We start from the raw sequence: 18,123 nt of genomic DNA, 5'->3' as shown, positions 1-18,123 counted from the left end.
ACGTGACGAAACCGTGGAGGACACGTCACCGGGCGCGTGAATATCGTGCCCAGAGATCGGGCCTGCGCTCGCGCGTCAGCCGTTCGGACTCGGCCTGCCGCCAGCGCTCCACCGCGCCGTGATGGCCCGACGTCAGAACGGGCGGGATCGCCATCCCCTCCCACACCGCCGGGCGCGTGTAGTGCGGATGCTCCAGAAGGTCGCCCTCGAAGCTCTCGGTCTCTCCCGAACCGCTGTTGCCCATGACGCCGGGCAGGAGGCGCACCACCGCGTCGAGAAGCACGAGCGCCGCGATCTCGCCGCCCGACAGGACGACGTCGCCGATCGACACCTCGCGCAGGGACCGGCGCTCGATCACGCGCTCGTCGACGCCCTCGAAACGGCCGCACACGAGAACGACGCCGGGCCCGGCGGAAAGTTCGCGCACGAGGGGCTGGCGCAGCGGCTCTCCGCGCGGGCTGAGGAGAATTCGGGGGCGCTCGTCGCCGGCCGGGCTCGCATGGTCGATCGCGCGCGCAAGCACGTCGGCGCGCAGCACCATGCCGGGCGAACCGCCGGCTGGCGTGTCGTCCACGACGCGGTGCCGGCCCTCGCCGAACTCGCGGATCGCGACCGTCTCCAGGTCCCAATCGCCGCGCTCCAGCGCGCGGCCCGCGAGCGAGATGCCCATGGGTCCGGGAAACATCTCGGGGTAGAGCGTCAGGACCGACGCGCGAAAGGCCGTGCTCAGCTGAAGGGCTCCTCGGAGGCGACCTCGACGATCTTCAGGCGCTGCTCGACGACGGTGACGCCCTTCAGCGTCTCGCGCCAGGCGGCGATATGCGCCGTCTGGCCGTGGGCGGCCAGCGTCTCGCGGCTGTCCCACTCCTCGTAGATCCGGACGAGGCCGGGCTCGGTCAGGTCGTCGGCGAAGGCGTAGATGTGGCAGCCTTCCTCGGCGCGCGTCGCGGCGATCGTGGCGCGCGCGGCCTCGCGTACCGTGTCGAGATCGGCGGGCGACAGGCGCAGGAAACCCGAGACGATGATCATGGAGGATGCTCCGGCTGCTTCAGGAAAACCAGCTTCGGGGTTAGGCGAGGCCGCCCGCGCTGTCCAGCGGCGCTTTCTAGTCCTCGTCGCCCTCGCGAGCCTCCACGGCGTCGCGAAGGCCGGCGGCCACGGGCTCGACCAGGACGAAGCCAAGGTCGAGGTCGACCTCCGGCACGGCGGCTTCCGTGAAGGGGATCATGACGCTGGGCTTCTCGCCGTCGCCGATCTCCAGGATGTCGCCGCCGCCGAAATCGTGGACGGCTAGGATCTCGCCGATCACCTCGCCGGTCGTCAGCCGCACGTCGAGACCGACGAGGTCGGCCTGGTAGAACTCGTCCTCTCCCTCTTCCGGCAGGACCGAGCGGTCCACGAAGAGCTCGCGCCCGTTCAGGAGCTCGGCGGCGTTTCGGTCCGCGACCTCGCGGAAGCGCACCACCACGACGTTCTTTTGCACGCGGGCCGAGACCACGGTGAAGCGGTTGCCCTTAGCATCCGTCAGCGGTCCGTAGGCGCCGACATCCTCGGGGTCGGCCGTGAAGGAGCGCACGCGCACCTCGCCGCGCACGCCATGCGCCCCGCCGACGGTGGCCAGAAGCACGGGATCGGCGAGCGGGGAAGCATTGTTCACGACGGCGACAAACCTTGGCAGGAAGGGAACGACGATCCGGCCTTGTGCGGCGTCGCGCCTCTGCGGTCAACCGACCGCCGCCAGCCTCGTGCGTGGTGCGCCGGCCTCCATCTGGGGCAGGACGTGGCGGCCGAAGGCTTCGATGAAGCGCTCCTGCTCGCGACCGACCTGATGCACGATGATCTCCGCAAAGCCCATGGCGGCGAGTTCGGCAAGCCAGGCCGCCTGCCGCCCGAGGTCGGACGAGACGCGCACGCAGGTGCCCACGTCCTCCGGCCGCACGAAGCGCGAGGCGGTATCGAACTCCTGGGGCGAGCGCAGGTCCCAGTTGACGTCACCCTCCAGCATGTTGGCGGCCCACTGGTCGTGGGCGTCGGCCAGCGCCGCCGCCTCGTTCCGGTTCCAGCAGACCTTGGTCTGGAGGAAGACCGGCTTGTTCTCGCCCCCGCCCTCGCGGAAGGCCTCCACCACGGGGCGCAGCTTGCCGGGCTCGATGCCGACCGTCACCAGTCCGTCGGCCCAGGCGGCCACGCGCCGCGCCGTGTCGGCGGTCACGGCCCCGCCGACCAGAAGCGGTGCGCGTTCGGGCCGCGACCAAAGCTTGGCCTCCACCACGGTGACCAGACCGCGATGGGTCACGGTCTCGCCCTCGAAGAGCGCGCGGATCACGGCCGCGCATTCGGCCAGGCGCTCGGTGCGGGTGGCCTTGTCGGGCCAAGTGAGGCCGGTGACGCCCTCGTTGAGAAGCTGCCCGGAGCCGAGCGCGAGCCAGAGGCGCTCGGGAAACATCTCCGCCAGCGTCGCCGCCGACTGCGCCAGCACCGCCGGATGGTGGCGGTAGCCGGGCGCGGTGATGATGCCGAACGGGAGTTGGGTCGAGGCGAGCGCCGCCCCCAGCCAGGACCAGGCATGGCCGCTATGACCCTGCCGCTCGCTCCAGGGCTGGAAGTGCTCCGACGACATGGCGCACTCGAAACCGGCCGCCTCGGCCTGCCGGACGTAGCCGAGCAGCGCGGACGGGGCGAACTGCTCGTGGGAGACGTGGTAGCCGAAACGGGTCATGCCGGATCCTTCGGTGCGCTGACGGGGCGCCGCCGAAAGACCAGAGGCAGCTAAGGGTTCCCCCGATGCGTCGACCTGCGGCCATACGCGCGGGGGACGCCCCCCGCCTCCCCTCTAGTGCGCGGCGCCACCAGGCGCGATCGCATCCAGCCGCGCGACCGCCTCGGACGGCAGCGGCAGATCGCCAGCGGCGAGGTTCTCGCGAAGATGCGCCACCGACGAGGTACCGGGAATAAGAAGGATGTTGGGCGCGCGCTGAAGGAGCCAGGCGAGCGCGACCTGCATGGGCGTGGCCTGGAGCGAGGCCGCGACCGCGTTCAGCTCCTCCGACTGGAGCGGCGAGAAGCCGCCGAGCGGGAAGAAGGGCACGTAGGCGATGCCGTCGCGCGCCAGCTCGTCGATCAGCGCGTCGTCGCCGCGATGGGCGAGGTTGTACTGGTTCTGCACGCAGACGATCGGAACGATCTCCCGTGCCTCGGCAACCTGCTTGGACGATACGTTGCTGACGCCGACATGACGCACCAATCCTTCGCGGCGAAGGTCGGCCATGACGCGCATCTCGCGCTCGACCGAGCTGTCGTCGGGGTTATGGCCGTCGCCGAAGAAGCGCATGTTGACGACCTCCAGCGTGTCGAGCCCGAGGTTGCGAAGGTTGTCCTCGACGGCGCGCCGCAGCTCGTCCTCGGACGCCGCCGGCAGCCACGAGGCGTCCGCGCCGCGCCGCGCCCCGATCTTGGTGACGATCACGAGGTCGCGGTTGTAGGGCGACAGCGCCTCGCGGATCAGCTGGTTGGTGACGTGCGGTCCGTAGAAGTCGCTGGTGTCGATATGGTCGACGCCGGCCTCGACCGCCGCACGCAGGACGGCGAGCGCCGCCTCGCGGTCCTTGGGCGGACCGAAGACGCCGGGACCGGCGAGCTGCATGGCGCCGTAGCCGAGGCGGCGGACCGGGCGGTCGCCGAGGGGAAAGCTGTCGTGGGAAACGGTGGAAGACATGGAAGCGTCGCGTCCTTCGCTTGCGGTGTGAGCGATAGATACGCGAGACGTAGGCGTTCGATTAGCCGGCCCGATCCGTACGGGCCGTGCGCGGAGGCGCACAATGACGGGTGAACTCGCCGATCTCGACATCTTCGTCGCCGTGGCGCGCGCCAAGGGCTTTCGCGAAGCCGCACGGTTGCGTGGGTCGAGCGCCTCCGCCCTCAGCGAGGCGGTGCGCCGCCTGGAAGGAACGCTCGGCGTGCGCCTTCTTCATCGCACCACGCGCAGCGTCGCGCCGACCGAGGCGGGCGCGCGGCTGCTCGCCCGGCTGGAGCCGGCGCTGCGCGAGGTCGGCGAGGCGCTGGACATCGTCAACACGTTCCGCGACCGGCCGGCGGGCACGCTTCGCCTCAACGTGCCGGTGGTGGCGGCCCGCATCATCCTGCCGCGGATCGCGGCGCCGTTTCTCCAGCGCTATCCCGAGATCCGGCTCGAGATCACCGCCGAGGACACGTTCGTGGACCTGCCGGCCGCGGGCTGCGACGCGGGCATCCGCTACGGCGAGCGGCTCGATGGGGACATGATCGCGGTGCCGATCGGTCCGCGCCGCCAGCGCACGGCGACGGGCGCCGCGCCGGGCTATCTCGCGCGCTGCGGCACGCCGCGCCATCCGCGCGACCTCCTCGCTCACCACTGCCTGACCGGGCGCTTCACGAGCGGCGTCCTGGCCCCATGGGAGTTCACTCAGGACGGCGAGACGATCGCCATCGAGCCGCGCGGCCCGCTGGTGGTGAGCACCGGCACCGCGATGGATCTGGCGATCAGCTCGGCGGTCGCGGGGCTCGGCGTCGTGCATCTCTTCGAGGAGTGGCTCCAGCCGCTGTTCGACCGGGGCGAGCTGGTGCCGATCCTCGAGGACTGGTGGGACGCCTTCCCCGGGCCCTTTCTCTACTATCCCGGACGCCGGCTCGTGCCCGCGCCCCTGCGCGCCTTTCTCGACTTCGTTCGCGAGACGAACGAGGGGGACTGACAAGCAAAAGGGGCCGGGCGCCTCTCGGCACCCGGCCCCGACCTGCGCGAACGCGGTTCGGCTTACTCGGCGTCGCCGGCCGCAGCCTTCTCGGCCGCCGCACGGGCGTCTTCCTCGCGCTGCTTGCGCTCGGCCTCGCGCTCCTGCGCCTTCTTGCCCGGCAGGCCCTTGGTCGGGTTCTGCTTGGCATCGCGCTTGGCGAGACCCGCCTGGTCGAGGAAGCGCAGGACGCGGTCGGTCGGCTGCGCGCCCTGGCCGAGCCAGTGCGTGATGCGCTCGTTCTTGAGCGTCACGCGCTCGGCGTCCTTGGGCAGCATCGGGTTCCAGGCGCCGACCGTCTCGACGAAGCGGCCGTCGCGAGGCGAGCGGGCGTCGGCGACGACGATGTGGTAGTAGGGGCGCTTCTTGGAGCCGGCACGGGCCAGGCGCATCTTCAGGGGCATCTTAGGTCTTCCTTCTCGTGTTGCTATCCCGGCACCGTCCGAGCGTGCCGTGGGTCTTGGGGTTCGGGGCGTGTCGCCCCTCGTTACTTCTTCTTGCCCGGCAGGCCGGGAAGTCCTGGAAAGCCGCCGCCGGGAAGGCCGGGCAATCCCTTGGCAAGGCCCGGCGGCAAGCCAGGCGGAAGCCCGCCGCCGCCAAGGCCGCCGAGACCGCCCTTGCCCATGGCCTTGGCCATCTCCTCCAGCTGCTTGGGGTCCATCTTGGAGAGGTCGGGCATGCCGCCCATGCCTCCGCCCGGCAGGCCCATCTTGGAGCCCAGCCCGCCCATCAGCTTGCCCATGAGGCCGGCGCCCTTGCCGCCCTTGCCGCCCATGGCCTTCATCATGTCGGCCATCTGGCGATGCATCTTGAGCAGCTTGTTGATGTCGGCGGAATCGGTGCCGGAGCCGGCCGCGATGCGCTTCTTGCGCGAGTGCTTGAGCGCGTCGGGATTGGAGCGCTCCCACTTCGTCATGGAGGAGATGATGGCCAGCTGGCGCTTCAGGAGCTTGTCGTCGAGCCCGGCCGCCGAGATCTGGTCCTTCATCTTCGCCATGCCGGGCATCATGCCCATCAGCCCGCCCATGCCGCCCATGCGCTGCATCTGGCGCAGCTGGTCGGCGAGATCGTCGAGGTCGAACTTGCCCGACTGCATCTTCTTGGCCATCGCCGCCGCCTTTTCGGCGTCGATGGTCTCGGCAGCGCGCTCGACGAGGCTGACGATGTCGCCCATGCCGAGGATTCGGTCGGCGATGCGGCCGGGATGGAACTCCTCCAGCGCATCCATCTTCTCGCCGACGCCGATCAGCTTGATCGGCTTGCCGGTGACGGCGCGCATCGAGAGCGCAGCGCCGCCGCGGCCGTCGCCGTCGACGCGGGTCAGGACAATGCCGGAGATGCCGACGCGCTCGTCGAAGGAGCGCGCGAGGTTCACGGCGTCCTGGCCGGTCAGCGAATCGGCGACGAGCAGGATCTCGTGCGGGTTCGAGCGCTGCTTGATCTCGGCCATCTCGGCCATCAGCGGCTCGTCGATATGCGTGCGGCCGGCCGTGTCGAGGATCAGGACGTCGTAGCCGCCGAGCTTGGCGGCCTGGGCGGCGCGGGACGCGATCTCGACGGGGCCCTGGCCGGCGATGATGGGCAGCGTCTGGACACCGGTCTGCTCGCCGAGCACGCGCAGCTGCTCCTGCGCGGCCGGGCGGCGCGTGTCGAGCGAGGCCATCAGGACGCGCTTCTTCTGGCGCTCCGTCAGGCGCTTGGCGAGCTTGCCGGTGGTGGTGGTCTTGCCCGAGCCCTGGAGGCCGACCATCATGATCGTGACCGGGGCCGGCGCGTTGAGGTCGACGGCCACCTGCTCGGATCCGAGCGTCTCGACCAGCTCGTCGTGGACGATCTTGACGACCATCTGGCCGGGCTTGATCGACTTGACGATCTGGGCACCGACCGCCTTCTCGCGCACGCGGTCCGTGAACGAGCGCACGACCTCCAAGGCGACGTCCGCTTCCAGAAGCGCCCGGCGGACCTCGCGCAGCGCGCTCGCGACGTCGGCATCCGACAGCGCGCCGCGGCCCGTGAGGCCGTTCAGGATGGACCCGAGGCGGTCCTGAAGGGAATCGAACATCGGCTTCCTTTCCATTCTCGAAGCACGTTCCGAGAATGGTGGCGGGTCGCGCCCATTCCAAGCACCAGCCAACGGATCATCGCATCCGCGGGCGACACTCGCTGGCGGATGGGGACCTCCACGCGGCTCCCAGAGGAAGGGACGTGGTCGGTGGCTCGCGGACGGAACGGTCGCAAGAATGCGGGCATGAAGACGAGATCGTGGAAAAAGTCAACCACGGCCGGCGCGGCGGTCCGGAAAGGTGGCGCTTTTTTAAGGCCGACGCTGTACATCGGATGCAAGGGGCGAAGAGCCTCGCTTCGAACCGCCGTCTGGCCCACGACCGATGACCGTCATCACGTTCCCACCCGAGCGCCGCAGCGCCCGTCCCGATTCAGGGACCGGGTCGCCTTCCGCTGCGCGCGGTGGCGGGCGGCGCGACGATGCCTGGTGCGACGAACGCGCCCGGCTGCGTCTGCTGGCGGCGCTCCAGCGCTCGCTTCTGGAAGGTCTTCTGGCCGACCGATCCGCGGCAACCGCGGTGCTCCGCGCCTTTCGGTAAGCCTGCCCTTGGTAGCTGGAGCGGGGCGTTCGGCGCCGGCGGATGATGCTTCGAGTGCCTTGCGAAATCGCCGCGTCGTGATATGAGAACGATCGTTCGCTCTCACTCCCGAGTCGCCGGTTGTCCTTGTCCGTCCTCCCCGAAGCCGAGGCCCCCAGCGGTCTGGAGGCGCGTCGCCGCCAGATCCTGAACGCCGCGCGTCTTTGCTTCAGCCGCTGGGGCTTTCACGGCGCCTCGATGGGCCAGATCTGCGCCGAAGCGCGCATGAGCCCTGGCGCGCTCTACCGCTACTTCCCGTCCAAGGACGCGATCATCGAGGCGATCGCCAACGAGGAGCGTCTTGGTGCCCAGGCCTGCATGGCCGAGATGGAGGGCGAGGGTCCCCTGGCGGAGCGGATCGTGCGCACCTGCGTCAGCTATCTGGAAGCGGCTCGCGATCCCGAGACCGGCGGCCTGATGGTCGAGATCTGCTCCGAATCGCTTCGCAACACCGCGGTCGGCCAGCGTTTCGCCGAGATCGAGGCGACCGTGCGCGGCGCGATCCGCGCGGCGATCATGGGCGGCATGCGGACCGGCGAGGTCGATCCCGCGATCGATGTCGACAAGGTCGTCACGATCCTCTTCGGCCTGGGCGACGGCCTTCTGATGCGCCTGCAGATGGACCGGCACGTCCGGCCCGCCGAACTCCAGCCGTATCTCCTGCGCATCATGAACGTTCTTCTCAAGGAGCCCGCGCAATGACGCCCGCCTCCCGACTTTCGCGCGCCGCGTGGCTCGCGCTTCTCGTCTCGGCCGCAGCTCCCGCGATCGCCGAGGGTCCCGTCGCAGCCCCTCCCCCGCCGGACGCGCCGAGCATCTCGGTGGTGAAGGCGCGCACCGGCGAGCTCGTCGCCAGCACGGTCGTGACCGGCACGCTGACGCCGCGCGAGACCGTGACGGTGGGCGCCGACGTCGAGGGTCTGCGCATCGAGGAACTCTTCGCGGACGAGGGTGACCGGGTCGCGAAGGGCCAGGTGCTGGCGCGCCTTGCGACCGACATCGTGGACGTCGACATCGCACAGGCGGAGGCGAAGCTCGCACGCGCCGAAGCCGCGATTACCCAGTCGCGGGCCCTCGTCGACGAGGCGCAGTCCGCACAGGTGGAGGCCGCCGCCGCGCTGGAGCGCGCCCGGTCGCTTTCGGGCAAGGGCATCGTCGGGCAGGACATCCTGGATGCGCGCGTCTCGGCGGCGGCCGCCGCCAACGCCCGCCTCGCCTCGGCCCAGCAGGGCATCGCGCTCGCCGAAGCGGACCGGGCCAGCGCCGAGGCCGAGCGCCGCGAGTTCCTGTTGCGGCGCTCCAAGGCCGAGATCAAGGCGCCGACCGACGGGCTGGTGCTGCAGCGGGAGGCCCGGCTGGGTGCGATCGTGTCGAGCGCGGGCGGCGCCCTGTTCGAGCTGGCCCGCGGCGGCGAGATCGAGCTCGACGCCGCCGTCAGCGAAACGGCGCTGGGTCGCCTCCAGCCCGGTCAGCCGGCCACGGTCTCGCTGGGCGGCGCGGCCACGGTCGAGGGCCGCGTGCGCCTCGTCTCGCCGCGCGTCGACCGCGCGACGCGCCTCGGCTCGGTGCGCGTCACGCTTGACCCCTCGCCGCTCCTGCGCTCGGGCGCCTTCGCCCGCGCCTCGATCGAGACCGCGCGGGCCGATGGGCTCGTCGTGCCGCGCAGCGCCGTGGTCAGCACCGGCACGCGCGACACGATCCAGGTCGTGCGCGAGGGCCGTATCGAGACGCGTGAGGTCAAGCTGGGCGTCCAGTCGGGCGCCGACGTCGAGGTGACCGAGGGCCTTGCGGCGGGCGACGAGGTGGTGGCCACGGCCGGCACCTTCGTACGCGACGGCGACGCGGTGCGTCCGATCCCGGCCGAGGCGGTGGAAACGGCGGAGGCCGCGCGATGAACTTCAACATCTCGGGCTGGGCGATCCGCAACCCGGTTCCCTCGATCCTTCTGTTCGTGGTGCTGGTGGTGCTGGGGCTCGTGTCCTTCGCGAGCCTGCCGATCACGCGCTTTCCCAACATCGACGTGCCGATCATCTCGGTCACGGTGACCGAGAGCGGGGCTGCGCCCGCCGAGCTGGAAACGCAGGTCACCAAGCGCGTCGAGGACGCGGTGGCCGGCGTCTCGGGCCTCAAGCACGTCACGTCCACGATCACCGACGGCCAGTCGGTGACGGCGGCCGAGTTTCGCCTGGAGATCAACACCGACCGCGCGCTGAACGACGTCAAGGACGCGATCGCCAAGATCCGCGCCGACCTGCCGCGCACGATCGACGAGCCGATCGTCCAGCGCATCGAGGTCGAGAACCAGTCGATCGTGACCTATGCGGCGAGCGCTCCGGCGATGACGCCCGAGCAGCTCTCCTGGTATGTCGACGATACGGTGATCCGGGCGCTTCAGGGCCTGCGCGGCGTCGGCCGCGTCGAGCGCATGGGCGGCGTCGACCGCGAGATCCAGGTGCGCCTCGATCCCGACCGGCTCGCAGCGCTCGGCATCACGGCGGCGACCGTCAACGCGCAGCTGCGCCTCACCAACGTCGATCGTTCGGGCGGGCGCGGCGAGTTCGGCGGCCAGGAGCAGGCGATCCGCACCCTGTCCTCGGCCGGCACCGTCCGGGCGCTGGCCGAGTCGCGCATCGCCCTGCCGGGCGGGCGCCAGGTCCGCCTCGACGAACTCGGCACGGTCGAGGACACCGTGGAGGAGCCGCGCTCCTTCGCGCGCCTCGACGGCCAGCCCGTGGTCGCCGTGTCGGTCTACCGCGCCAAGGGCTTCAGCGACACGGGCGTCGCCGACCTCGTATCGGCGCGCATCGACGAGCTGGTGACGGCGCGGCCCGACGTGCGCCTGTCGCGCATCGACGACAGCGTGACCTACACCTACGGCAACTACGAGTCGGCCATGGAAACGCTCGCGGAAGGGGCGTTCCTGGCGGTCGTCGTCGTGCTGCTCTTCCTGCGCGACTGGCGCGCGACGGCGGTGGCGGCGATCACGCTGCCGCTCGCCGCCATCCCCGCCTTCTGGGCGATGTCGATGCTCGGCTTCTCGCTGAACCTCGTCTCGCTTCTCGCGATCACGCTCGTCACCGGCATCCTGGTGGACGACGCCATCGTCGAGATCGAGAACATCGAGCGCCACATGGGCATGGGCAAGCCGCCCTATCGCGCTTCGGTGGAGGCGGCCGACGAGATCGGCCTCGCCGTGATCGCGATCACCATGACCATCATCGCGGTGTTCGCGCCGGTCTCCTTCATGGGCGGCATTCCCGGCCAGTACTTCAAGCAGTTCGGCCTGACGGTCGCGGTGGCCGTGTTCTTCTCGCTGCTCGTCGCCCGCCTCATCACGCCGATGCTGGCGGCCTACTTCTTTCGGCCGCACCGCCATCACGGCCCCGGCTTCCGGCGTCTCGCCTGGCGCTATCTTCTCACGCTCGGTCCGCTCGCAGGGCTTGCCTGCGGCGCGCTCTTCGCGCTCGCCATCCTGCCGAACTCGCCCGGCACGCCGGGCCCATTGCGGGAGCTGGCGGGTCGCCTGCCGCCGGTGGACCTTCAGACCGCCGCCGAATGGTCGCGCGCCCTTCTTGTCGGGGCCGGCGTCCTCGTCGTGCTTCTCGCCTACCTCAACAAGCCGCACGCGGCGGAGCGCCGCGACGGCCCCCTGATGCGCGCCTATACCGGCTTTCTCGCCGGAACCGTGCGCTTCCGCTGGCTGACGCTGGCCGCCGGCATCGGGCTCTTCGTCCTATCGCTTCAGGCCATCCCCCTCCTGCCGACCGGCTTCATCCCGAAGGAGGACGCCTCGCGCATCGTGGCCTCGCTGGAGCTGCCGCCCGGCACCACGCTGGAGACGACGCGGCGCATCACCGACGAGGCCGCCCGCAGCATCCGCGAGCTGCCCGAGGTGCGCTCGGTGCTGGTGATCGGCGGCTCCTCGCCCACCGGCACGCTCGAGGTGCGCCGTGCGGCGATGACGATCAACCTGACGCGCAAGTTCGAGCGCGAGCGCTCGCAGCAGGATCTGGAGCCGGTGGTCACCGCACGGCTGGCCGCGATCCCGGATCTGCGCTCCTACTTCGTCAACGACCGGGGCGAGCGCGACCTGTCGGTCGGCCTGCTCGGGCAGGACGGCGACAAGGTGTCGGACGCGGCCTCGCGCCTCGAATCCGAGATGCGGCGCGACCCGATCTTCTCGAACCCGACCGCCATGGCCTCGTTCGCGCGGCCCGAGATCCGCATCGTGCCACGTCTCGACGAGGCGGCCGACCTCGGCATCGCGCCGGACGCCATCTCCGAGACGGTGCGCGTGGCGACCATCGGCGACGTCGGGGCGAACCTTGCCAAGTTCAACGTCGGCACGCGCCAGGTGCCGATCCGCGTCCAGATCGAGGAGCGGGCGCGGCGGGATCTGGCGAGCGTTCGCGACCTTCGCGTTTCCACGGCCTCCGGCGGCTCGGTGCCGCTGGAAACGGTGGCCGCGATCGACTTCGGCCAGGGCCCGTCCACGATCGAGCGCTACGACCGCGAGCGCCTCGTCAAGGTCGGCACCGCCATGGCGCCGGGCCACGAGATCGGCGAGGGCACGGCGCGCATCATGGCGGGCGAGACGGTGCGCGACCTGCCGGCCGGCGTGCGCATCCAGCCGGTCGGCGACGCCGAGATCCAGGGCGAGATCTTCACCGGCTTCGCCATGGCCATGGGCGCCGGCATCATGATGGTGCTGGTCGTCCTGATCCTCCTGTTCGGCTCGGTGTTCCTGCCGATCACGATCCTGGCGTCCCTTCCCTTGTCGGTCGGCGGCGTGGTGGGCGCGCTGCTGCTCACCCAGAACGCCGTCTCCATGCCGGTCGTGATCGGCATCCTGATGCTGATGGGCATCGTCACCAAGAACGCCATCATGCTGGTGGACTTCGCGGTGGAACAGGAGCGGCACGGCATGTCGCAGCGCGAAGCCGTGGTGGATGCGGGCCGCAAGCGCGCCCGGCCCATCATCATGACGACGCTCGCCATGGCCGCCGGCATGGTGCCCGCCGCGATGGCCACCGGCGAGGGCGGCGAGTTCCGCGCGCCGATGGCGATCGCGGTGATCGGCGGTCTCCTGGTCTCGACCGTCCTGTCGCTCGTTTTCATCCCGAGCCTCTACACGATCATGAACGACCTCGGACACCTGGTCGGGCGCTTGTTCAGCCGCTTCATGAAGCCGAACCGCGCCGACGGCACGGCGGACGAGGCACCCGCGCCGGCCCAGCCGGTCTGGACGCCGGATCCGTCCATCTCCTGGAAGCGCGTCACCGAGTTCGGCCCGCACGCCAACGACGGCGGGGGCATGGTGCGGCCCGCCGCCGAGTAGGGCCAATCAAAGAAGCGAGGCGCCGATCAGTCCGGCGTCTGCGCCCAGCACCGAGCGCACCACGAGCGGCTCGGCGGTGCGCCGCAGGATGCGGGCCCGTACGGCCTCGTCCAGCGCCGCCACGAGGCGATCGGAGTTGGACAGGCCGCCGGCCACCGGCACGGCGCCGGCGCCCGTCAGGTTCACCACCATGGCGAGCGGTCCCGACACGAGGTCGAGATAGAGCTCCACCGCCTCGGTTGCCGCGCGCTCGCCCCGGTCCCAGGCCTCGACCACGGCCAGGCTCGTGCGCCGCGCACCGTTCAGGAAGCTGTCGAGCCGCTCGAGCCCCCGCGCGCTGCCCACCGCATCGAGGCATCCGGCCTGCCCGCAGCCGCAAGCGAACGGCTCCAGCGCGCGTGTCCCCACGAGCCGCCGGCCCATGATCGGCCCGTGGCCCCATTCGCCTGAGACGCCCCCCGCCCCTTCCACAATGCGCCCGTCCACCACGAGACCGCCGCCGACGCCGCTTCCCAGGATCACGCCGAAGACGATGCGCGCGCCCTGCGCCGCGCCCCGGCTCGCCTCGGCGAGCACGAAGCAGTCCGCATCGTTGGCGACGCGCACGGGCCGGCCGAGCTCAGCCTCCAGCTCGGCGCCGAGGCGCCGGCCGGAGATGCAGGGAATGTTGGCCACCGTCGCGACGCCGCTCTCGGGATCGGCGACGCCCGCAATCGAAAGGCAGAGGGGGACGGTGGCGGGCGCCGCACCGCAAAGCTCGGCGAGGCTCGCCGCAAAGGCCGGCCAGTCGCCGGTGGCGGTGGCGACGCGCCGCTCGCCAACGAGGGCGCCGGTCGCATTGACACTCGCGAACTTGATGAAGGAGCCGCCGATATCGGCGCACAGGCGGCGGGCGGAAGCGGGTTGCGTCATGTCGGGGCTTCGGGCAAGGGCGGCGGATCGGGCGAGACGAAATCCGTCCTAGCGGGAAGCGCCCGCCCGTGCCATCCGCGAGGCCCCTCGATGCGCCGCCCCCTTCTGGAAATCTGCGTCGACACGCCGGAAGGCCTGGCGGCGGCGCTGCGCGGCGGGGCGGACCGGATCGAGCTCTGCTCGAGCCTGGCGCTCGGCGGCCTGACGCCGACGCCCGGCCTGATCGCGCTGGCCGCGCGCGCCGACGTGCCGGTCTACGCCATGATCCGTTCGCGCTCCGGCTCGTTCCGGTACTCGGCAGCCGAGCTCGACGCCATGCGCCTGGAGATCGAGGCCGTGCGCCGCGCGGGGCTGGCGGGCGTCGTGTTCGGCGCGAACCACGCCGACGGCCGGCTCGACCGCGATGCTCTATCCGCGCTTCTGGCCGCGTCCGACGGGCTCGGTCGGACGTTGCATCGCGCCTTCGACCTCGCGCCTGATCTCGGCGAGGCGCTGGAGACGGCCGTCTCGCTCGGCTTCGAGCGCGTCCTCACCTCGGGCGGGGCGTTGCGCGCGCCGGACGCCGTGCCGATGCTCGCCCGGCTCGTACAGCAGGCGGCGGGACGGATCGCCGTCATGCCGGGTAGCGGCGTTCGCGCGGGCAACGCGGCGGCCCTCCTTCGCGAGACCAGGGCGTCCGAGATCCACGCCTCGGGCCGCCGACCCCTCCCCTCCGATCCCGAGATGGCGCGCTGGGGCTTCGACGTCGCCGAGCCGGCCGATACGTCCGAGGACGAGGTGCGACGCCTTCGTGCGGCGATCGACGCGCCCTAGGCCTCCACCGTCAGGGCCTCGGGCGCGGCGTCCGTGGTCGCGGCGGGCGCAGGCCGCGGCACCAGAAGCGCCAAGCCGAGCGTCGCCAGCGCGATCAGGAAGACACCGAGGAAGGTGAGGTGCAGCGAGTCGCCCAGCGCCAGGCGCGCCGCCCCTTCGGTGGCGAGCGTTCCCGCCTGCTCCAGAAGGCGGCGGATCTCCTCGAAGCCGCCCGCCGGGCCGCCGCCGGTGGCAAGCGACAGGCTGAACACCGCGCCCAGCGCGCTTGCGCCCAGCGTCGAACCGAGGTTCCGCGCGAACACGTTGGAGGCGGTCGCCGCGCCCCGCTCGCTCCAGCCGACGCTGCCCTGGATCATCACGATCGCGGTGGTGTTCAAAAAGCCCATGCCGAGGCCCATCACCACCGAGCCGAGCGCCGGCACGAGCGGCGACATGCCGGGGCTGAGGACGAGAAAGGCGATCGCGCCGACCGGGAGGAGGACGGCGCCGAAGACCAGCGTCGGGCGCAGGCCGAAGCGCTTGAAGTTGCGTGCGGCGATGGTCGCGCCGACCGGCCAGCCGAGCACCATCGCGGTCAGCGTGAACCCCGCCACCAGTGCCGACTGTCCGAGAACGCCCTGCACGTACATGGGAAGGAAGGTGGTGAGACCGATCACCGACATGCCGCTGAAGAGGGTCGCGGCGTTGACGGTGAGGATCGAGCGGCGCGACCAGAGGCGCATGTCCATCATCGGGTCGGCGGCCCGGCGCTCCTGCGCGAAGAACAGGACCAGCGCCAGCCCGAACACGGCGGCCGAGATGCCGGCGACCGTCCAGTCCTGCGTGCCGCCTTCCGTCAGCGCTACCATGAGCGCGGCGACGCTGAGGGCGAAGAGCCCGGCGCCGAGCGCGTCGACGCGCCGGCGCTCGTGCACCATGTCCTCGCGCAGGAACAGGAAGAAGCCGGCCGCCGCCAGGACACCGATCGGCAGGTTGATCCAGAACACCCAGGCCCAGCTGAGGTTGGCGACGATGAGACCGCCCGCGAACGGGCCGACCACCGAGGACACGCCCCAGACGCTGGCGAGGAACCCCTGGATCTTGGCACGCTCCTCCATCGTGTAGAGGTCGCCGATCACGGTCAGAGCGACAGGCTGGATCGCGCCCGCCCCCAGGCCCTGAATGAAGCGGAAGGCGATGAGGCTCGTCATCGACCAAGCCAAGCCGCACAGGACGGAGCCGACCAAGAACACGAAGATTCCAAACAGCAGCACGGGCTTGCGGCCGAACGTGTCGGCGAGCTTGCCGAAGACCACGGTGGTCGCGGTCTGCGTCAGAAGGAAGGACGAGAAGACCCAGGCATAGAGCTGGAGGTCGCCAAGCTGGCCGGCGATCTGCGGCATGGCGGTCGAGACGATGGTCGCCTCGATGGCGATCATGGCCATGGACGCCATCACGGCGGCCAGGATCAGCGGCCGGCGGCGGACGGTGGATTCGGCATTCATGCGGACGGAACCGATCGATCGGGCCGCGACGGGCGCGGCAACGGCGTCGCCATCGCCGGCCGCGTGCCGGACGACGGGGATCGTCAGGGGCGCAAACTAATGCGCTTCCCGGTCGGGGAAAAGACGGGACGGCCGATGAAGCGTCAGCGCGACGACGCGGCGTCCGCCAGAAGCGAGGACGCCGCCTCGCGCTGTGTCGCGGGAAGCGTGCCGAAAACGAGCGCTGCGACAAGGCCGAAGGCGGCGAGCGTCAGCGCACCGTCGCGCCAGCGGCGCACCGTCTCGCGGCGCGGGCGAGGTGCACGGCGGCGCAGAACGGTGTCGGAGGCAGGATCGATCGACGTCATGACGCCCATCCTACGACCCGCACGCCGCTGCTGCGAGAAACGCGAGGCCGGCCTAGACCGCTGCGCGCGCAACGCGCATCGCGCGCGCAGCGATGATTGGAGCAAACTCGTCTCAGGCCGCGGTGGGCCGCGCCAGGGACGCGAGGAAGTCGCGCGCCGCCGCGGCGTCCATCTGCGTCAGCCCGTGGCCGGCGGGAACGGTGCGATGCAGGACGCGCGCGCCCGCCGTCTCGAGTTGCCGCGCCAGGCGCTCGCCCTCGCCCGCCGGCATGATCGGGTCCATCGCACCGGACAGGACGAGCACGGGCACGCCAGCGAGGTCGGCGGTGGGCGGCTCGCGCAGCGGCACCATGGGGCGGATCAGCACCGCGCCCGACACGGTGCCGGGATGAAGGAGCATGAGAGCCGCCGCGATGTTGGCGCCGTTGGAAAAGCCGAGCGCGACCGGCGCTGGGAGACCGTAGGCCTCGCGCGCCTCCGCCACGAAGGCTTGGAGTTCGCCCGCGCGCAGGCGCACGTCCGCCTCGTCGAATACGCCCTCCGCCAGGCGACGGAAGAAGCGCGGCATGCCGTTCTCAAGCACCCGTCCGCGCGGCGACAGGAGCGCCGCACCCGGCGCGACCATCTCGCCGAGCGGCAGAAGGTCGGTCTCGTCGCCGCCCGTCCCATGCAGAAGAAGAAGCGGGGCGTGGCTGCCACGGCCGGCTTGGAAGCGGTGGATGTGGGAGAGCTCGATCATGGGTCTCGTCCGTCTTGGGAATCGAACCGGACGGGCGGACCCGTCCGGCGATGTCATCGCATCCTATGCGGCGCGGCGCCCGTCCAGCCCGAGATCGGGCAGCACCGCCTCGATCTCGGCGCGGTGCGCTTCATAGGGCGCGGGAAGCTTCAGGCTCGTGCCGAGGCTCTCCAGCGGCTCGTCCACCGCGAAGCCGGGAATATCGGTCGCGATCTCGAACAGGACGTGGCCGGGCTCGCGGAAGTAGACCGAGCGGAAGTAGTTGCGATCCTTCTGCTCGGTGGTGGCGATGCCGTGGTTCTCGGCGAGCCTGCGCACCATCGCGGCTTCCGCCGCGTCGTCGGCGGCCCGGAAGGCGATATGGTGGACGCTGCCCGCGCCCGGCCGGGGCTTCAGGAAGCCGCCGACGGCGCGGATGTCGACCACCCCGCCGACGCCGAGGTCCGGCACCGCGAAGCGGGTCGTCGAGCCCTCGCGGCCGATCTCGCGGAAGCCGAAGACGTCGGTGAGGATCGCACCCGTCGCGCCGACCTCCTCCAGGAGGAGGCTGACGGAGTGGAAGCCGCGGATCGCGTGCTCGGACGGAACCGCGCCGTCGCTCCAGCCGGGCTCGCGTTCGGCGCCCGGCACCGCCACCAGGGCCATGCGCATCCCGTCACCATCCTGGAACGAGAGGACGGTCTCGCCGAAGCGGCGCACGATCGCCTGATGCTCGACGCCGGTCTCCAAGAAGCGGTGCGTCCAGTAGCCGATCGAGCCCTCCGGCACGCGAAACACGGTCTCCTGCGTTTCCCCGACGCCGAGCCGGCCGGGGGCCGCGTTCTCCCAGGGGAAGAAGGTCAGGACCGTGCCCGGCGCGCCGGCGCCGTCGCCGTAGTAGAGGTGGTGCGTCGAGGGATCGTCGAAGTTCACGGTGCGCTTGACGAGCCGCAGCCCGAGAACGCGCGTGTAGAAGTCGACGTTGTGCGCCGCCGAGCGGGCGATCGCCGTGACGTGGTGCAAGCCCTGGGACATGACGCTTCTCCGTGTGGTGCGAGCCGCATCGGCATCGCCTGACCCGAAAGCTATGCGCAATGACCGGC

17 protein-coding genes are annotated in these 18,123 nt (G+C 71.0%); 5 read left to right on the top strand and 12 right to left on the bottom strand.

Annotation, left to right across the window (positions count from 1 at the left end; genetic code table 11):
- Positions 1 to 25: 25 nt before the first annotated feature.
- From trmD to BLQ76_RS05800, 5 genes are all read right to left on the bottom strand, one after another.
- Positions 26 to 730 (bottom strand): tRNA (guanosine(37)-N1)-methyltransferase TrmD, encoded by a 705-nt coding sequence (gene trmD, locus BLQ76_RS05820; protein WP_280140055.1) that lies wholly within the window; start codon positions 728 to 730, stop codon positions 26 to 28.
- Positions 727 to 1,029, bottom strand: coding sequence for a putative quinol monooxygenase (locus tag BLQ76_RS22325; protein ID WP_090670311.1), 303 nt, complete (start codon positions 1,027 to 1,029; stop codon positions 727 to 729). Before BLQ76_RS22325 ends, trmD begins: the two co-directional genes overlap by 4 nt.
- A gap of 76 nt (positions 1,030 to 1,105) precedes the next feature.
- A complete protein-coding gene (gene rimM / locus BLQ76_RS05810) occupies positions 1,106 to 1,657 on the bottom strand; it encodes a ribosome maturation factor RimM (RefSeq protein ID WP_090670309.1) in 552 nt (183 codons plus the stop codon).
- A 66-nt stretch (positions 1,658 to 1,723) separates the two neighbouring features.
- Positions 1,724 to 2,719, bottom strand: a complete 996-nt coding sequence (locus BLQ76_RS05805) for a TIGR03885 family FMN-dependent LLM class oxidoreductase (protein ID WP_090670307.1) — start codon at positions 2,717 to 2,719, stop codon at positions 1,724 to 1,726.
- Positions 2,720 to 2,833: 114 nt separating this feature from the next.
- Positions 2,834 to 3,715 carry an aldo/keto reductase family oxidoreductase gene (locus tag BLQ76_RS05800; RefSeq protein ID WP_090670305.1) on the bottom strand — a complete coding sequence of 294 codons (882 nt, stop codon included), beginning with the start codon at positions 3,713 to 3,715 and terminating at the stop codon, positions 2,834 to 2,836.
- A 103-nt stretch (positions 3,716 to 3,818) separates the two neighbouring features.
- On the opposite strand from BLQ76_RS05800, the gene BLQ76_RS05795 reads away from it, so the two are divergent.
- The gene (locus BLQ76_RS05795; RefSeq protein ID WP_090670303.1) at positions 3,819 to 4,727 is read left to right on the top strand and encodes a LysR family transcriptional regulator; all 909 of its coding nucleotides are present in this window, start codon (positions 3,819 to 3,821) and stop codon (positions 4,725 to 4,727) included.
- A gap of 62 nt (positions 4,728 to 4,789) precedes the next feature.
- Here BLQ76_RS05795 and rpsP read toward each other — a convergent pair whose 3' ends face one another.
- Positions 4,790 to 5,170, bottom strand: a complete 381-nt coding sequence (gene rpsP / locus BLQ76_RS05790) for a 30S ribosomal protein S16 (protein WP_090670301.1) — start codon at positions 5,168 to 5,170, stop codon at positions 4,790 to 4,792.
- Between the two features lie 83 nt (positions 5,171 to 5,253).
- Complete coding sequence (gene ffh / locus BLQ76_RS05785; RefSeq protein WP_090670299.1) at positions 5,254 to 6,828, bottom strand: signal recognition particle protein; 1,575 nt, start codon at positions 6,826 to 6,828, stop codon at positions 5,254 to 5,256.
- Positions 6,829 to 7,495: 667 nt separating this feature from the next.
- On the opposite strand from ffh, the gene BLQ76_RS05775 reads away from it, so the two are divergent.
- From BLQ76_RS05775 to BLQ76_RS05765, 3 genes are read left to right on the top strand one after another with little or no spacing between them, the layout of a single operon-like run.
- Positions 7,496 to 8,110 (top strand): TetR/AcrR family transcriptional regulator, encoded by a 615-nt coding sequence (locus BLQ76_RS05775; RefSeq protein WP_244519492.1) that lies wholly within the window; start codon positions 7,496 to 7,498, stop codon positions 8,108 to 8,110.
- Positions 8,107 to 9,303, top strand: a complete 1,197-nt coding sequence (locus tag BLQ76_RS05770) for an efflux RND transporter periplasmic adaptor subunit (protein ID WP_090670295.1) — start codon at positions 8,107 to 8,109, stop codon at positions 9,301 to 9,303. Before BLQ76_RS05775 ends, BLQ76_RS05770 begins: the two co-directional genes overlap by 4 nt.
- Positions 9,300 to 12,746, top strand: coding sequence for an efflux RND transporter permease subunit (locus tag BLQ76_RS05765; RefSeq protein ID WP_090670292.1), 3,447 nt, complete (start codon positions 9,300 to 9,302; stop codon positions 12,744 to 12,746). Before BLQ76_RS05770 ends, BLQ76_RS05765 begins: the two co-directional genes overlap by 4 nt.
- Before the next feature lie 6 nt (positions 12,747 to 12,752).
- Here BLQ76_RS05765 and BLQ76_RS05760 read toward each other — a convergent pair whose 3' ends face one another.
- Complete coding sequence (locus tag BLQ76_RS05760; protein ID WP_090670290.1) at positions 12,753 to 13,658, bottom strand: ROK family protein; 906 nt, start codon at positions 13,656 to 13,658, stop codon at positions 12,753 to 12,755.
- Positions 13,659 to 13,748: 90 nt separating this feature from the next.
- Here BLQ76_RS05760 and BLQ76_RS05755 point away from each other — a divergent pair, with 90 nt between their 5' ends.
- Positions 13,749 to 14,471: a copper homeostasis protein CutC gene (locus BLQ76_RS05755; RefSeq protein WP_090670288.1), complete on the top strand. Its 723-nt coding sequence runs from the start codon at positions 13,749 to 13,751 to the stop codon at positions 14,469 to 14,471.
- On the opposite strand, the gene BLQ76_RS05750 is transcribed toward BLQ76_RS05755, so the two are convergent.
- From BLQ76_RS05750 to BLQ76_RS05735, 4 genes are all read right to left on the bottom strand, one after another.
- A complete protein-coding gene (locus tag BLQ76_RS05750; RefSeq protein ID WP_090670286.1) occupies positions 14,468 to 15,955 on the bottom strand; it encodes an MDR family MFS transporter in 1,488 nt (495 codons plus the stop codon). The two genes, BLQ76_RS05755 and BLQ76_RS05750, sit on opposite strands and share 4 nt — an antisense overlap.
- Before the next feature lie 143 nt (positions 15,956 to 16,098).
- Positions 16,099 to 16,302 (bottom strand): hypothetical protein, encoded by a 204-nt coding sequence (locus BLQ76_RS05745; protein WP_090670284.1) that lies wholly within the window; start codon positions 16,300 to 16,302, stop codon positions 16,099 to 16,101.
- A 112-nt stretch (positions 16,303 to 16,414) separates the two neighbouring features.
- Positions 16,415 to 17,041: an alpha/beta hydrolase gene (locus tag BLQ76_RS05740; protein WP_090670282.1), complete on the bottom strand. Its 627-nt coding sequence runs from the start codon at positions 17,039 to 17,041 to the stop codon at positions 16,415 to 16,417.
- A 63-nt stretch (positions 17,042 to 17,104) separates the two neighbouring features.
- The gene (locus BLQ76_RS05735; protein ID WP_090670280.1) at positions 17,105 to 18,055 is read right to left on the bottom strand and encodes a ring-cleaving dioxygenase; all 951 of its coding nucleotides are present in this window, start codon (positions 18,053 to 18,055) and stop codon (positions 17,105 to 17,107) included.
- Positions 18,056 to 18,123: the final 68 nt, after the last annotated feature.

Origin of the sequence: Aureimonas jatrophae (assembly GCF_900104035.1) — a bacterium.
In the GTDB taxonomy this organism is placed as follows: domain Bacteria; phylum Pseudomonadota; class Alphaproteobacteria; order Rhizobiales; family Rhizobiaceae; genus Aureimonas; species Aureimonas jatrophae.
This window is presented reverse-complemented; position numbering and strand designations above follow the sequence as displayed.

Excerpts from the sequence above, each read along its gene's own strand:
- BLQ76_RS05750 (WP_090670286.1), bottom strand. The coding sequence starts at position 15,955 with ATGAATGCCGAATCCACCGTCCGCCGCCGGCCGCTGATCCTGGCCGCC.
- BLQ76_RS05755 (WP_090670288.1), top strand. The coding sequence starts at position 13,749 with ATGCGCCGCCCCCTTCTGGAAATCTGCGTCGACACGCCGGAAGGCCTG.
- BLQ76_RS05735 (WP_090670280.1), bottom strand. The coding sequence starts at position 18,055 with ATGTCCCAGGGCTTGCACCACGTCACGGCGATCGCCCGCTCGGCGGCG.
- BLQ76_RS05765 (WP_090670292.1), top strand. The coding sequence starts at position 9,300 with ATGAACTTCAACATCTCGGGCTGGGCGATCCGCAACCCGGTTCCCTCG.
- ffh (WP_090670299.1), bottom strand. The coding sequence starts at position 6,828 with ATGTTCGATTCCCTTCAGGACCGCCTCGGGTCCATCCTGAACGGCCTC.
- BLQ76_RS22325 (WP_090670311.1), bottom strand. The coding sequence starts at position 1,029 with ATGATCATCGTCTCGGGTTTCCTGCGCCTGTCGCCCGCCGATCTCGAC.
- BLQ76_RS05760 (WP_090670290.1), bottom strand. The coding sequence starts at position 13,658 with ATGACGCAACCCGCTTCCGCCCGCCGCCTGTGCGCCGATATCGGCGGC.
- BLQ76_RS05770 (WP_090670295.1), top strand. The coding sequence starts at position 8,107 with ATGACGCCCGCCTCCCGACTTTCGCGCGCCGCGTGGCTCGCGCTTCTC.
- BLQ76_RS05800 (WP_090670305.1), bottom strand. The coding sequence starts at position 3,715 with ATGTCTTCCACCGTTTCCCACGACAGCTTTCCCCTCGGCGACCGCCCG.
- BLQ76_RS05805 (WP_090670307.1), bottom strand. The coding sequence starts at position 2,719 with ATGACCCGTTTCGGCTACCACGTCTCCCACGAGCAGTTCGCCCCGTCC.
- BLQ76_RS05740 (WP_090670282.1), bottom strand. The coding sequence starts at position 17,041 with ATGATCGAGCTCTCCCACATCCACCGCTTCCAAGCCGGCCGTGGCAGC.
- rpsP (WP_090670301.1), bottom strand. The coding sequence starts at position 5,170 with ATGCCCCTGAAGATGCGCCTGGCCCGTGCCGGCTCCAAGAAGCGCCCC.
- BLQ76_RS05795 (WP_090670303.1), top strand. The coding sequence starts at position 3,819 with ATGACGGGTGAACTCGCCGATCTCGACATCTTCGTCGCCGTGGCGCGC.
- BLQ76_RS05745 (WP_090670284.1), bottom strand. The coding sequence starts at position 16,302 with ATGACGTCGATCGATCCTGCCTCCGACACCGTTCTGCGCCGCCGTGCA.